The organism is Erysipelothrix amsterdamensis (assembly GCF_940143175.1).
GTDB lineage: Bacteria > Bacillota_I > Bacilli_A > Erysipelotrichales > Erysipelotrichaceae > Erysipelothrix > Erysipelothrix amsterdamensis.
The window spans coordinates 1,227,994-1,240,836 of record NZ_OW659496.1; the positions used below are offsets into that span (position 1 = coordinate 1,227,994).

14 protein-coding genes and 1 other annotated feature are annotated in these 12,843 nt (G+C 35.6%); of the genes, 3 read left to right on the forward strand and 11 right to left on the reverse strand.

What is annotated here, in order from left to right; all coding sequences use genetic code 11:
• Positions 1-120 precede the first annotated feature (120 nt).
• Both NMG63_RS05750 and NMG63_RS05755 read right to left on the reverse strand, forming a co-directional pair.
• Positions 121-654 (reverse strand): DUF402 domain-containing protein, encoded by a 534-nt coding sequence (locus NMG63_RS05750; RefSeq protein ID WP_254006639.1) that lies wholly within the window; start codon positions 652-654, stop codon positions 121-123.
• A gap of 41 nt (positions 655-695) precedes the next feature.
• Positions 696-1,247, reverse strand: a complete 552-nt coding sequence (locus tag NMG63_RS05755; RefSeq protein WP_254006640.1) for an energy-coupled thiamine transporter ThiT — start codon at positions 1,245-1,247, stop codon at positions 696-698.
• 184 nt (positions 1,248-1,431) lie between these two features.
• On the opposite strand from NMG63_RS05755, the gene NMG63_RS05760 reads away from it, so the two are divergent.
• The gene (locus NMG63_RS05760) at positions 1,432-2,370 is read left to right on the forward strand and encodes an IS30 family transposase (protein WP_254006434.1); all 939 of its coding nucleotides are present in this window, start codon (positions 1,432-1,434) and stop codon (positions 2,368-2,370) included.
• Between the two features lie 14 nt (positions 2,371-2,384).
• Here NMG63_RS05760 and NMG63_RS05765 read toward each other — a convergent pair whose 3' ends face one another.
• On the reverse strand, positions 2,385-3,074 hold the full coding sequence (locus NMG63_RS05765) for a hypothetical protein (RefSeq protein ID WP_254006641.1): 690 nt from the start codon (positions 3,072-3,074) through the stop codon (positions 2,385-2,387).
• A gap of 38 nt (positions 3,075-3,112) precedes the next feature.
• Complete coding sequence (locus tag NMG63_RS05770) at positions 3,113-3,601, reverse strand: phosphatidylglycerophosphatase A family protein (RefSeq protein WP_254006642.1); 489 nt, start codon at positions 3,599-3,601, stop codon at positions 3,113-3,115.
• A 136-nt stretch (positions 3,602-3,737) separates the two neighbouring features.
• Between NMG63_RS05770 and NMG63_RS05775 the strand changes: the two genes are divergently transcribed.
• Together NMG63_RS05775 and NMG63_RS05780 are read left to right on the forward strand one after the other, a co-directional pair.
• Positions 3,738-5,207, forward strand: coding sequence for a carboxypeptidase M32 (locus NMG63_RS05775; protein WP_254006643.1), 1,470 nt, complete (start codon positions 3,738-3,740; stop codon positions 5,205-5,207).
• A 57-nt stretch (positions 5,208-5,264) separates the two neighbouring features.
• A complete protein-coding gene (locus tag NMG63_RS05780; RefSeq protein WP_254006644.1) occupies positions 5,265-5,876 on the forward strand; it encodes a superoxide dismutase in 612 nt (203 codons plus the stop codon).
• Positions 5,877-5,945: 69 nt separating this feature from the next.
• Here NMG63_RS05780 and NMG63_RS05785 read toward each other — a convergent pair.
• The 7 genes from NMG63_RS05785 to hpf all read right to left on the reverse strand — a co-directional run bounded on the left by NMG63_RS05785 (position 5,946) and on the right by hpf (position 12,843).
• A protein-coding gene (locus NMG63_RS05785) for an IS3-like element ISErh1 family transposase (protein WP_123171090.1) occupies positions 5,946-7,099 on the reverse strand; the annotation gives its coding sequence in 2 pieces (ribosomal slippage) (positions 5,946-6,826 and positions 6,826-7,099; 1,155 coding nt in all).
• 167 nt (positions 7,100-7,266) lie between these two features.
• Positions 7,267-7,704: a GNAT family N-acetyltransferase gene (locus tag NMG63_RS05790; protein ID WP_254006645.1), complete on the reverse strand. Its 438-nt coding sequence runs from the start codon at positions 7,702-7,704 to the stop codon at positions 7,267-7,269.
• A 9-nt stretch (positions 7,705-7,713) separates the two neighbouring features.
• On the reverse strand, positions 7,714-8,421 hold the full coding sequence (locus NMG63_RS05795) for a TrmH family RNA methyltransferase (protein WP_254006646.1): 708 nt from the start codon (positions 8,419-8,421) through the stop codon (positions 7,714-7,716).
• A 2-nt stretch (positions 8,422-8,423) separates the two neighbouring features.
• Complete coding sequence (gene ileS / locus NMG63_RS05800; RefSeq protein WP_254006647.1) at positions 8,424-11,144, reverse strand: isoleucine--tRNA ligase; 2,721 nt, start codon at positions 11,142-11,144, stop codon at positions 8,424-8,426.
• A 35-nt stretch (positions 11,145-11,179) separates the two neighbouring features.
• Positions 11,180-11,386: a binding site (T-box leader), on the reverse strand.
• Positions 11,352-11,834 carry a DivIVA domain-containing protein gene (locus tag NMG63_RS05805; RefSeq protein ID WP_254006648.1) on the reverse strand — a complete coding sequence of 161 codons (483 nt, stop codon included), beginning with the start codon at positions 11,832-11,834 and terminating at the stop codon, positions 11,352-11,354. It overlaps the preceding feature by 35 nt.
• Before the next feature lie 9 nt (positions 11,835-11,843).
• On the reverse strand, positions 11,844-12,248 hold the full coding sequence (locus tag NMG63_RS05810) for a cell division protein SepF (RefSeq protein WP_003775374.1): 405 nt from the start codon (positions 12,246-12,248) through the stop codon (positions 11,844-11,846).
• Between the two features lie 52 nt (positions 12,249-12,300).
• Positions 12,301-12,843 (reverse strand): ribosome hibernation-promoting factor, HPF/YfiA family, encoded by a 543-nt coding sequence (gene hpf / locus NMG63_RS05815; protein WP_003775373.1) that lies wholly within the window; start codon positions 12,841-12,843, stop codon positions 12,301-12,303.

Genomic DNA, 12,843 nt, shown 5'->3' on the forward strand with positions numbered 1-12,843 from the left:
TTCTTTTTGAAATTGACGTTTCCTGTTTAGTTTTCAAAGACCATTTTCTGCACCCGGTTTCCCTTAGCGCTTGTATATAATATCCCACATCCTGTGTTTTGTCAAATGATTTCGGGCTTTTTATTTAAATTCTTTTACCGTTAAATATTTATCGAAATATCTATATATCTCTTCTTCATTAAATGGGTAACTTTTACTCTTAACTTGTTCAACCAACCGATCCTTCTCTTCGACAACTATATCGATAATTTCTTTCGAATAATTCATCAAAACTTGATGCTCATCAAATTCATCTTCATCAAGAACTATATACTTCCCGTCTGGAAATACTTTAACATCAAGATCATAATCTATGTTCTTAAGACCTTCTTCATCGAATACACTTGGTGAAGCGAGATTGCAGTAATAATAAACTCCCTTATTACGTATCATTGAAATAACATTGTACCAACGATTTAAGTAGTAAAAACAAATTGCTGGTTCGCGTGTGAACCATCTTCTACCATCTGATTCAACAACCCAAGTTTTATACGTTATTAAAACAATTTTTTCGTCATCGACATCAAGAACTGTGCCACTAGACCAGGTCCGATGAAGCGAACCATCATGTTTATAACTTTGTATATAAATAACTTCTCCAACTTTTGGTAACATAACAACACTTCCCATCCTTTAACATTATACACAATAAATGTCTAATTTCTATGCTTAATTCCAGTTCTATGTATTAATAAAGCATTCAATTTAGGCATGAGTGCTAAAATAAGAGAAAAAGATATTATTGTTGTGGGAATCATGAATGTAGCGTTATATGAAACAACGCCAGAAAACACATTACCACGATAGAACTCTGCATAAAACATTAACCCCGAAATTGTATGTAGCACAAACCTTGATAAATTTGAAACAACAACGCCTACTGGTAAAGATAAATCATAAACTTTGAAATCAGGAACTAATCCTGCGACCGAATAAATCGAATATGCAAAAATGTAATCCAAAAAAAATTGAAACCAGTGAATCACAATCGGAGTATTAATAATGCACTTAACAAGAAAAGATAACACCGCAACACACAGTGATTTTCCAAATCCCAAATGATAGCTAGCAATAATTAACACTATAATACTCAAGGATACGGAACCACCTTGCGGTAATCTCAAAATGTCAAAAGTATTTGTAATACATTCTAAAGCTCCAAAAAGTGCCACATACACTGAAAGCGTCGCTAAATCTTTAGTTTTCATTTAATCACCTCAAAACGTTTAAGACTGAAATAAACAACTTAGCTCTTTAATTATATCTATTGTATAAAAAATAAAAAGAGGTTAAAGCACCTCTTTTCCTAAATTCAAATCTCAACCGCACCACCCAAGGTGCGGTTGTTTTTGTATAATAAAAGGAGCCCACCCGACTAAAAGGAGCTCCCATATGAAGTATAAACAATTAGATAAAAAAATGAAAGACCAAATTGATATTCTATTAAGCATCGGCTACTCTATGCGCAAGGCAGCACGTAAACTCAATATATCTCATTCTACGATTTCTAGATATAAAAATAATGTCTATAAGAAACGAACGATTGATATTCGAGAAAAATATTCCCACCTAATCGAATATCTGCATTCTCACTATGATCCTAAAGTTCATTCGGTAGAAGTATGCTTGAGTAACTATAAACGATATCATCCATATAAACCGTGTGTTTCATCGCAGCAAGTCTATAACTGGATTAATCAAGGTAAACTTGATATAAAACCAAATAGAATGTGCTATAAACGTCGAAAACGTAAAAAGAGAATTAGTGGAATGATGAATCACTTGAGATGGAACTTGGAAGAGAAAACAGTACTTCCAATTAGCCTTAGACCTAAATACATTGAGAAACGTAACGAGATTGGCCATCTCGAAATCGACTCTATAATCGGTAAGAAACATGAATCTGCAGCGATTATATCCATTGTAGACCGCTGCTCAAGAATGACCTGGCTTATTAAAGCAGAATATCGATATGACTATTACACATCAAACTTAATTCGAAAATTTATTGAAGAGAATAATATAACCACGAAATCGATAACAGTAGATAATGGACTTGAATTTAAAACATTAGGAATTACAGCCAAGCGGTTGGGTGTGAAACTATATAAGTGTGATCCATACTGTTCTTTTCAACGTGGAACCAATGAACGAGCGAATGCAATAGTAAGAAGGTTTATACCAAAAGGTAAATCAATGTATGATATAGCGCAACAATATCTTGATGATATTTGCTTCAAAATTAACTCAATGCCGCGAAAAATATTTGACTTCAAAACGGCCTATGAGATAGACTTTAATAAAAGTAAAAGTGGTGCGGTTGAGATTTGATAAAAGAAAAGAGGTTAAAGCACCTCTTTTAAATAGTCAATAAAATCACGATACTTCACTCCATATATATGTTGCCCATCTAATTGCTCATAAAGAAGTAGTTTCGAATTAAACACTAAGTCATGAATTCGAGCATAATTTGGCACAATATCTAAATATGTCATAACTGATTTATCTTTTAAACAGGCCGTCTTTCTTATCACATGATGATCAAGCGTCGCATAAGCAAACTTCGCTTCAAACAATTCCAATACATCACCCACTAAGATAAGCGTAGCATTCAAATCGTAAAAATCTGTAAATACGGAATGCGATCCATAGGGAAAATCCATTTCCGTAGGTCTACCAAAGTATCTACTAAATTTACCCGCTGTCGCAATCATTAAACTTGGGTGTGTAACATAAATGCATTCTTGTTGAAGTGTCATAAGCTGCATCATTTTCCCACTGGATAACACAAGACGTTCTTGATTTGAAATATACGGAACCATATCTTTGACAAGCACATCAGAATTAAACTCACAATCTCCAAAAACGCAAACGGTTCCCTCTTTCATGTGACTTTGAATCCCATCCAGAATAATTTTAGAATAAAACGGATCGAATCCATCACTCTCATGCACAAGCACCAAACCATCTTTTTCCACTTCTAATCGTTTTAAGAGTTTTTCCACTGTTAGAGCCACGTCTTTTGAAGAATACATAGATAACACCTCCGCTTCTATATTCACTAAATAAATTGTTATATATTAATGTTTTTTTCTTGATGTTGACTATGAGCGAGTTTGCTTGCTGCAGAAGCTGCAATTGCTCCCACAATATCGTCAAGAAATGTATTGCAAGTTCCATTGTTATGGTCATTCAAAGTTCCGATTATGCCTGGCTTGACTTTATCAATGTATCCATAATTTGTGAGCGCAATTGAGCCATAAAGGTTACAAATTCCGTAGGCGAGAACTTCATCAATTCCATAAAGTCCTTCATCGCGATGAATAATGTCTTCGATATAATGACCACCAAAATCTTTATTTTCAACAGAAATGTCAATGTTAATTCCGGTAATTAACGCATGTTGAACTTCACGCTTATTCAAAACACTGTTAACAATCGGTTCTATATCAATAGAATCGATATCTTCAACATAGTCTTTTTGAAGAAAAACAACACACTCGATAATATCAGATATTTCAACGCCACGACACTTTAACAATTCCACACATTTATCATACATAATGAACCCTCCCATATATAGATTTATTATACATGACTTTTATCATAAAAAAACAGAAATGGATGGTTGGTTTGTTATTTATTTCATTTTACGACTGCTTGCGTTACAATATAAGGAATAATTAGGAGGTCAATATATGACATACGAAGAATTACTCGATAAATTAAATAGCTTGAATCTTGCAATTACAACAATGAGTTTTGACGCACTCACAATTGCACCGAGAAATGGCGCAGCTTTCCGTAATAAAGCACTATCTATTCTCTCAGGTGAATATTTTGCACTACTGACTGACCCGAAAACCTATCAAATATTGGAAGAGAGTCAAAATAACGAAAACCCCATTATTGCGGAGAGTGCTAAAACACAACTTCGTCAACTTAATAAAATCAAGAATATACCATCCGAAGAATACATTGCATTCGATAAACTAAAATATGACTCACAACAATCTTGGGAAGATGCGCGTGAAAAAGGTGATTACGATATTTTCAAAAAAGATCTTGACGCCTTAATTTTAGGTCAAAAAAGCGCGATCAACCGCCGAAATTCAACTTTAAGTATTTATGAATCATGTCTCGATGATTACGAGGAAGGCTTACGTGAATCTCATGTTGAAGGATTCTTCAGCACAATCGAACAAAAACTTGTACCATTTATTGATAAGGTGATTGAAGCACAAGGACCTAAACCAGCGTTTCTAAGCGCAGCGGTATCAATTCACGAACAAGATTTAATTTCAGATTTAATTAAGGACCATATGGGCTATGATTCATCATTTGGATACATGGGACATGCAGCACATCCATTCAGTAGCACGTTCTCAATTAATGACTCCCGCATCACAACACATTATTACGAAAACGACTTCACATCAAATATTTTTTCAATCATTCACGAAATTGGTCACTCAATGTACAACCACCAAGTCAATATTGACTTCGAAGGTTATCCTATTGCCGATAGTATGAGCATGAGTCTACATGAGTCACAATCACGATTAATGGAAAATATGATTGGTAGAAGTAAATCATTTTGGACACCTCTATATCCAAAACTTCAAGAAATTATTCCTCATGTTTTAGAGGATGTTAATCTTGATGCATTTATCAAGGGTATCAATTACGTAGAAAAAGGCTATATTCGTGTTGAAGCTGACGAACTTACATATCCACTTCATATTATGGTTCGATATAATACCGAGAAAGAAATTTTCAATAACAATCACTGCGCAGAAGGTCTTGATCAATTCTTTGCAAATCAGATGACACAATTACTTGGTATCACACCGAAAAATCCAAGTGATGGAATCCTTCAAGACGTGCACTGGAGCGATGCATCCTTTGGATATTTCCCAACATATGCATTGGGTACAGCCTATGCTGCTCAGTTCATGAAAAAAATGGAAGAAGATATCAATGTTGAAGAAGCACTCTTAAATGGTCAAATGGATATTGTTTTTAATTGGTTACGTGACAACATCCATCAATTCGGTGGGATGTATGATACACAAACCATGATTGAAAGAGTTACCAACGAGCCATTCAATCCAAACTACTACATTGATTATCTCATTGAAAAGTATTCGTCACTTCTAGGCATTTAGTTAGACCCAGTCCTCCATCTTTGTTACAATTTAGTTATAAATAGAGGAGGACTTACGATGACTTATAAATTACCTGAACTTTCATATGACTTTAATGCATTAGAACCACAAATTGATGCGAAAACAATGGAAATTCATTACACAAAGCATCATCAAACATATATTACAAATTTAAATACAGCGATTGAAAAACACCCGGAATTAGAACAAGAATCACTTACAAACCTTATTGAGAACTTAAAGAATGTCCCAGAAGACATCCGCACAGCAGTTCAAAATAATGGTGGCGGTCATCTAAACCATACGATGTTTTGGGAATTTTTATCTCCAAACAAGGGTCAACAACCTGGTGAAGCCTTAATGACTGCAATCAATCATGATTTCGGTTCATTCGACGCATTTAAAGAAGCATTCTCTAATGCAGCAAAAACACGTTTTGGGAGTGGATGGGCTTGGTTAGTGATGGATTCAAACAAATCACTTAAAGTTGTATCTACCGCAAATCAAGATAATCCACTTTCAGATGGATTAACACCAATTTTAGGTCTTGATGTTTGGGAACACGCATATTACCTTAACTATCAAAACCGTCGTCCTGATTACATTAATAGTTTTTTTGAAATTATTAATTGGGCAAAAGTTGATCAATTGTATACAGAAAACAAATAAACTTATCAAAAAGCACCTCACTCATTATTGGAACTGACCTAGTTCCTTGGGACTAAAGAAAAAACCAAGTTAGGATGAAGTTAACCGATAATTTACGGGAGATTGATATCCTAGCTTTTCTTGTATTCGATTTTCATTGTAATATTTTAAATAGTTTATCACAGTTTGTGATACAATTTCAGTAGAACCCTTTAGGTCTGGGTTTAATTCGAATGTTTCACACTTTAGCGAGGCATGAAACGATTCGATAGGAGCATTATCAGCGGGTGTACCCTTACGGGACATACTCATGGTAATGCTTTTATTTTTTACTTTGAGTTGATACTCTTTTGATGTATAGACACTCCCTTGATCAGAATGAAGAATACATGGCTGAACGATATCCGGAAGTTGATTTAATGTATCAACCACACATTCTAGGTTTTGTCTGTCACTCAATGTAGACGCAATAATCTCACCATTATATAAATCCATGATCGTAGATAAATAGAGCATCTTATGGCCATAAGGGATGTAAGTGATATCTGTCACCAATTTCTCTAGAGGACGTAGTGATTTAAAGTCGCGATTAATGATATTGGGCATAATGATCTTCGGATTTTTGTTTTTTCTATACCGTTTGACCTTAACACGGCATTGACATTGGTGTTTCTGCATTATCTTTTGAACAGTGTTCTTATTGATAATTCTTTCTTTTCGAATTAATGCAGTTATTTTTCGATATCCATAACGAAATTTATTTTCTTTACAAAGTTCAATTACTAATGCTTCATTGACAGAATAATTATTAGACTCAAGTTGCTCTTTTTTAGTCCAACGGTAATACGTTGACTTAGGTACCCCAAAAAGATTCAAGATATCTTTAATAGATACAGTGTTGCGATACTCTTCAACGAGCTTGATGATTATTTCAGGAACCACATCCTTTCTCTTTCCAAATACTTTTTTAATAGTTCAATTTGTTGCTCCAAAGATTTAATTCTAAGTCTTTGTGTTTCTTCGACCGTGTCTCCTTCAGGCCCTTTTCCAAAAGTATATTGCTTGCCTACAGGTTGAGAAAATCGGTAGTGTTCACCATTTCGATACCATCTCCACCATGTTTTGACTTGTGTTACATTTTTTATTCCAAGTTCAGTCTGAATAAACCTGCTTGAGTAGCCTGCCAATTTCATTTCTATAACTTTCATCTTTGTCTCATAGCTATGCATAGTTCGTGTTCCCATATAAAAACCTCCTATATTGAACTATTTTACAATAATTCTCATACAAGAGGTTTTTTTCTTTAGTCCCACGGAACTAGGTCAGTTCCATTCATAAAGTGAGGTGCTTTTATTCAAAAAAAACTGCAAGAATGCAGAGATTCTAATTAATCTCGCTTCCTGCAATTTTTTTATCGATCCAAGATCATTTGTTCATATCCTAAAAACTCAAATCCCAATCGTTCATAAAGTTTTTTAGCACCACGATTACCTGGCGTTACTTCCAATCTGAATCGGATAACATCAGGAAATTTATCCATCAAGATCGATAAAGCCTCAGTACCTAGACCCTTACCACGGTAAGCATCGTCCACCAATAACTCCTCTACCCATAATTGCAATCCACCAACCTCAGTTGAAAACATAATCGAACATAATAAATAACCACATACGTTCCCTTCTTCAACCAAAAACCACCCAAAACAGTCGTTTTCTTTGATGATATGATTAAAGTTTCGCTTGAATAATTCGTAATCTGGTTCACCCAAACATGCAGGACTTGTTAAAAACTTTGTCGCAAGTTCGGCGTACAACGTTAAATCCGAATCCGTAAATGCTTTTAATTCCATAATGCCTCCCTATTTTCGAAGTGTGTAACAAATAATTGCGGATGCAATCGCAACATTTAGTGATTCAAACTGTGACGTTTCAATTTTGACAGTTCCATCACATAAGTCCACTACAGCATCCGACACACCACTCCCTTCAGAACCCATCACAACCGCAATCGGACAGGTTTTAATATCTTGTAAATTGTGCGTGTTTTCACCGAGGTAACTCGCATACACAGGAATGTTCCACGCTTTTATTTGAGTTATTGCAAGGTCTAAAGTCATCCGAATGACCGGAATATGAAATATTGACCCTTGTGTGGAACGTATCACTTTGTCATTAAACTCATCCACACAGGTTTCAGAGACAACAACAGCATCAAAACCAAAACTATGCGCGGTACGGATAATGGTACCGAGATTACCAGGATCTTGAACACCATCACAAATGAGATATCGATCAGCGTGCGTTAATGCACGCTGTGGTTTCGAAATCACTGCAAACTGGTTCGAACCAGAAATTGTATTGGATAGTTTTTGAGCTATATGCTCTGTAATCTGGATATCATCTTTTTCCGTTAATCCTATTGTTTTTTTTACAATACCAGCTGCATGAGCTTCCTGAATTAAGTGTTCACCCTCTATCAAAACTTCATTGTGTTCGTCTCGATACTTCTTTTTGCTTAATTTAGTACAATGCTTAACGAAATCATTTTGAAGTGATGTAATTTTCATATCTAAGCCTTAACAACATCGTGACAACGTGGGCAAAGTTCATCTTCACCGACAACATCAACGATATTCCAACAACGCGGACATGTATGACCTTCAACTTTTTCAACAGAAACTTCATAACCCATTACTTCTGGTAACGCGTCATTAACGAGTTCAAGTTTGGACACAATAAACCATTGTGCATCATGTTTTCCAAGAATACTTTGAACGCGTGTTTCATCTACATCATCAAGATGGAGGCGTACATGCGCTTCTAAAGACTTACCAATTACTTTTTCTGCACGTTTTTCTTCAAGTGCTTTAAATACGGATTCACGTAATTTCAAGAGTGAATCCATTGACGCAACTTCTTCACTTGAAAGGATTGGATCAACCAAGTTACTGAATTCTTGAAGATGGATACTCTCATCTTCTGGTCTAAAGACACGGTTCAACTCTTCTGTAGTATGAACTAGAATTGGTGCCATAATTCGGGAATAGATCATTAACGCATGATAAATCACTGTTTGAATTTCACGTCTTGAGCGGTCATCTTCTTTTTCAATATATAGAATATCTTTTGTATAGTCTAAGTAATATGATGACATCATATTTGTAAGAGAACTTACAACTGAGGTCGTTACTTTTTGATAATCAAATGCTTTGTATGCTTCTTGAGCTTCTTTATTAACACGAATTACTTCATTTAAGACATAACGGTTAAGCAGTGATAATTCTTCAATCGCAATTCCGTCCGCGTCAATATCAAAGTTTGCAAGGTTTCCATGCATAAATCTAAATGTATTTCGAATCTTACGGTAAGATTCGGATACTTGTTTTAATAAGTCCTGTGACATCTTGATATCAGAATGGTAGTCGACACTGGCAACCCAAAGGCGTAGAATATCTGCTCCTAAAGTTTCAGTAATTGCTTGAGGACTTAAAGCGTTCCCTTTCGATTTACTCATCTTTTCGCCGTCATCATGCATAATAAAGCCATGACTTACGACTTGTTTATATGGCGCAAAACCATAGAGTGCAACGGAAATGATTAATGATGAGTTGAACCAACCACGATATTGGTCAGAACCTTCTGCATAAACATCCACAGGAAGTGGTGTCTTACAGTGGTTTAACGCTGCAGTGTGTGATGATCCTGAATCAAACCAAACATCCATAATATCTGTTTCTTTTTTAAATGTACCATTTGGTGAATTTGGATGTGTATAGCCTTCTGGTAATAAATCAATTGCTTCACGTTCAAACCATACATTCGTACCAAATTGTTCAACTAAATTAGCTACATGATCAAAAACATCTTGCTCAATAATTGGAGATCCATCTTCAGCGTAAAAAATCGGAATTGGAACACCCCAAACACGTTGACGTGAAATACACCAATCACCACGATCTGCAATCATATTATGCATACGTTTTTGACCCCATTTTGGTGTCCACTCTACTTTTTCAATCTCATCCAATACATTTTGACGTACGGAGTCAATTGATGCAAACCATTGCGTTGTTGCACGGTAGATAATTGGCTTTTTAGTTCTCCAGTCATGCGCATAGCTATGTTTAATCCAACCCATTTTTAAGAGCGCACCCAATGATTCAAGTTTCATGGTTACAGCTTTATTCGCTTCTTCAAAGAAGAGTCCTGCAAATTCACCCGTAACTTCAGTTAAAACACCTTGCTCATTAACTGGACTGATTGGCTTAATACCATAAAGTGCACAGACATTAAAGTCATCAACACCATGGTCAGGAGCCGTATGAACACAACCTGTTCCAGCTTCATCGGTAACATGATCACCATTTAATACAGGTGATAAACGATCATAAAGTGGATGTTGTGTTGTGACACCTTCGATGTCACGCCCTTTGAAACGTTTTAAAATTTCTCCTTGTTCAAGTTCTAATTCTTTAAGTGCGGACTCCATTAAGGATTCCATGAACACCATGTTGCCCTTTTCAGTTTGAACAAGTACGTATTCCATATTTGCATTAACTGAAATTGCCAGGTTTGCAGGGATTGTCCATGGCGTTGTTGTCCAAATAACCATCTTATCGCCAGCATCTAAGACACCTTTACCATCAACCACATCAAAAGCAACAAAAATTGCTGGGTCACGACGTTCTCGATATTCAATTTCTGCCTCAGCAAGTGCAGATTCACTTGATGGTGACCAATACACAGGTTTTAATCCTTTGTAGATCATACCCTTCATAGCCATTTCCGCAAATACACGAATTTGTGTAGCCTCAAAATCCTTATTTAATGTAAGATAAGGATTTTTATAATCCCCAATTTTACCTAAAGATTTAAAATCGGCCATTTGAATTGCAACTTGTTCATGCGCATATTTCTCACAAAGCGCTCTAAATTCATAAGTCGGCATTTCTTTGCGATTTACGCCTAATTTTTGAATTGCATTTTCAATTGGTAAACCATGTGTATCCCAACCTGGTCTAAATGGTGTTTGATATCCCGCCATAAACTTAGTACGGACAATTAAATCTTTTTGAATACCATTTAGGGCATGTCCAATATGGATATTTCCATTTGCATATGGAGGTCCATCATGCACTGTGAAAAGTGGCGCACCTTCGCGCACTTCTTGCATTCTTTCATATAGGTTCATTTCATCCCAATCAGCTTGAATTCCAGGTTCTTTTTTATTAAGATTCCCTCTCATTTCAAAATCTGTCTTTGGTAATAACAGTGTATCTTTATAGTTCATATTTTTTGCTCCTAACATATAAAAAAAGACGCCCTCATAAGGGCGTCTTCAACGCGGTACCACCTTAATTTACAGATAAAATCTGTAATCTCAATACGTTAACGCCGTAATACGTACTTTCTACTATGATTTCAAAAGTAAGGTTCACAAGTGATATTAAAACGGATTGTTACTTGTTTTCACCATCCACAAGCTCTCTGAAACAATTTATCGCCCTAATTTGTCTTGATCTTCACCAATAAGTTTGGAATTGGGTGCATCTGGCAATGTTAAATCGTCAATTGCAATCTCTAATTCCAATAATTTTTCTTTTAACTCGTCACGGAGTTCGTTAGATTCATTTGAAATACGAGCTATTTCAACGAGTACTTGACGCGATGTTGACATCGCCTCACGAACAATCATGTCCGCATTCATATAGGCTGTATCTATAATTGAATTTGCTTCTCGTAAGGCAAGCCGCGACATTTCTTCTGCAGCCTTCTCACGAACACCACTTTCGCTCACCAATTGTTGATATCGCTTTTTGATTATATCACGTTGTTCTTGTAATGACTCAACTTGTTTTTGATAAAGTTCAATTTGTTTCGTTAATATTGTTTTATCATGTTCCAAGTTGGTTATCATTTGATCAACTTCAAAGCGGTCATACCCTTGGCGCATTACTCTAAATTTGGGTTTATGAGACATACTCAATTACTACTGATCTAAATCTTCAAGGTTCATGCTAATTTCCCCTTGAACTCCTATTGTACGTGGTGTACAAAGAATTACATTGTGGCCAATTTTTTGAATTGATCCATCAAGTGCAAACACAACCCCCGTTAAGAAATCAATCGTACGTTGTGCATAATCACGTTGTAATCGATGTAAGTTTACAACTGCTGCACGTTTTTCTTTTAAGTAACGTGCTACCTCTTCAGATTCTTCAAATGATCTCGGTTCAAATAAAACCATTTTTGTATCTGATGGTAATTTAGGCGCCTCTGATGATGCGCGTGGTGTTTCATATTCGCTCAAGCTCTCAGCCTCCTCGTCAGTAAGTTCAAGATATTCATCTTCAACCGGTGTAAGAATATTTTTAAGTTTATCTTTAAAGCTCATCGTTCAAACCTCCGTTTTGATAAGTATATCATATCATAATAATAGTTTAAAATTAATCGTTATCGCGATCAACCTCAAGCAATCCATAATCGCCGTCAAGACGTTTATAGACAACTGCTACATCTGATGTTTCATCATCTGTATAAATAAAGAATGAGTGACCCAACATTTCCATATCTACAATCGCATCATTAAGATTCATTTTTTCAGCCACAATGGATTTAGTCTTAACAAGTTTAGATTCTTCTTTTGCCTCTGATTCTGCAATCATATTTAAAAATGCTTGTGATAATCCCTCACGGTTTTTACGTGAAATTTTTGTTTTATGACGACGAATTTGATCTTCTAATTTATCAACAACACGGTCAAGTGCTGCGTAGAAATCTTCGTGTAAAACTTCCGCACGTAATGGTCCAATTTTAGAAGTAATTGTAACTTCTACTTTAGAACCTTGAGGATAAACATTCACAACCACATTTGCACGCCATGAGTCATCTACCTCAAAATACTTGTGTAAGAATTCTAATTTTTCTTCCACTTTTTCCTGCATTGCATCTGTGATTTCCACATTTTTTCCATGAATATAAACTAACAT

Excerpts from the sequence above, each read along its gene's own strand:
- NMG63_RS05750 (WP_254006639.1), bottom strand. The coding sequence starts at position 654 with ATGTTACCAAAAGTTGGAGAAGTTATTTATATACAAAGTTATAAACAT.
- NMG63_RS05755 (WP_254006640.1), bottom strand. The coding sequence starts at position 1,247 with ATGAAAACTAAAGATTTAGCGACGCTTTCAGTGTATGTGGCACTTTTT.
- NMG63_RS05760 (WP_254006434.1), top strand. The coding sequence starts at position 1,432 with ATGAAGTATAAACAATTAGATAAAAAAATGAAAGACCAAATTGATATT.
- NMG63_RS05765 (WP_254006641.1), bottom strand. The coding sequence starts at position 3,074 with ATGTATTCTTCAAAAGACGTGGCTCTAACAGTGGAAAAACTCTTAAAA.
- NMG63_RS05770 (WP_254006642.1), bottom strand. The coding sequence starts at position 3,601 with ATGTATGATAAATGTGTGGAATTGTTAAAGTGTCGTGGCGTTGAAATA.
- NMG63_RS05775 (WP_254006643.1), top strand. The coding sequence starts at position 3,738 with ATGACATACGAAGAATTACTCGATAAATTAAATAGCTTGAATCTTGCA.
- NMG63_RS05780 (WP_254006644.1), top strand. The coding sequence starts at position 5,265 with ATGACTTATAAATTACCTGAACTTTCATATGACTTTAATGCATTAGAA.
- NMG63_RS05790 (WP_254006645.1), bottom strand. The coding sequence starts at position 7,704 with ATGGAATTAAAAGCATTTACGGATTCGGATTTAACGTTGTACGCCGAA.
- NMG63_RS05795 (WP_254006646.1), bottom strand. The coding sequence starts at position 8,421 with ATGAAAATTACATCACTTCAAAATGATTTCGTTAAGCATTGTACTAAA.
- ileS (WP_254006647.1), bottom strand. The coding sequence starts at position 11,144 with ATGAACTATAAAGATACACTGTTATTACCAAAGACAGATTTTGAAATG.
- NMG63_RS05805 (WP_254006648.1), bottom strand. The coding sequence starts at position 11,834 with ATGTCTCATAAACCCAAATTTAGAGTAATGCGCCAAGGGTATGACCGC.
- NMG63_RS05810 (WP_003775374.1), bottom strand. The coding sequence starts at position 12,248 with ATGAGCTTTAAAGATAAACTTAAAAATATTCTTACACCGGTTGAAGAT.
- hpf (WP_003775373.1), bottom strand. The coding sequence starts at position 12,843 with ATGTTAGTTTATATTCATGGAAAAAATGTGGAAATCACAGATGCAATG.